Raw genomic sequence first — 688 nt, forward strand, 5'->3', positions numbered from 1 at the left:
AAAGTATTACTACTCTTACACTTACTGCCTATCTACCTTGTGGTCTTCAAGGTGTCTTACTTAAAGGAAATCTTATCTTAAGGGGGGCTTCGTGCTTAGATGCTTTCAGCTCTTATCCTTTCCAAACGTAGCTACTGAGCTATGCAACTGGCGTTACAACTCATAAACCATTGGTTTGTCCATCCCGGTCCTCTCGTACTAAGGACAGCTCCTTTCAAATTTCCTACGCCCACGACGGATAGGGACCGAACTGTCTCGCGACGTTCTGAACCCAGCTCGCGTGCCTCTTTAATGGGCGAACAGCCCAACCCTTGGGACCTACTTCAGCCCCAGGATGAGACGAGCCGACATCGAGGTGCCAAACCTCCCCGTCGATATGAACTCTTGGGGGAGATAAGCCTGTTATCCCCAGGGTAGCTTTTATCCGTTGAGCGATGGCCCTTCCACGTGGTACCACCGGATCACTAAGTCCTGATTTCTCATCTGCTCGATCTGTTTATCTCGCAGTTAAGCTCCCTTCTGCCTTTGTACTCTTTGCACGATTTCCGTCCGTGCTGAGGGAACCTTTGAACGCCTCCGTTACTTTTTGGGAGGCGACCGCCCCAGTCAAACTGCCCAACTGACAGTGTCCCTAAACCGGTTTACGGCTCAAGGTTAGAATTCCAGCACTACAGGAGTGGTATCCCAC

The 688-nt window shown here is 50.6% G+C and carries 1 rRNA gene; it reads right to left on the minus strand.

The annotated features are described in order from the left end of the window. Positions 1-688 (minus strand): 23S ribosomal RNA (locus AC1EJ0_RS08155); the annotation flags it as partial.

It is taken from the genome of Fenollaria sp. C0166D3, from assembly GCF_056590255.1.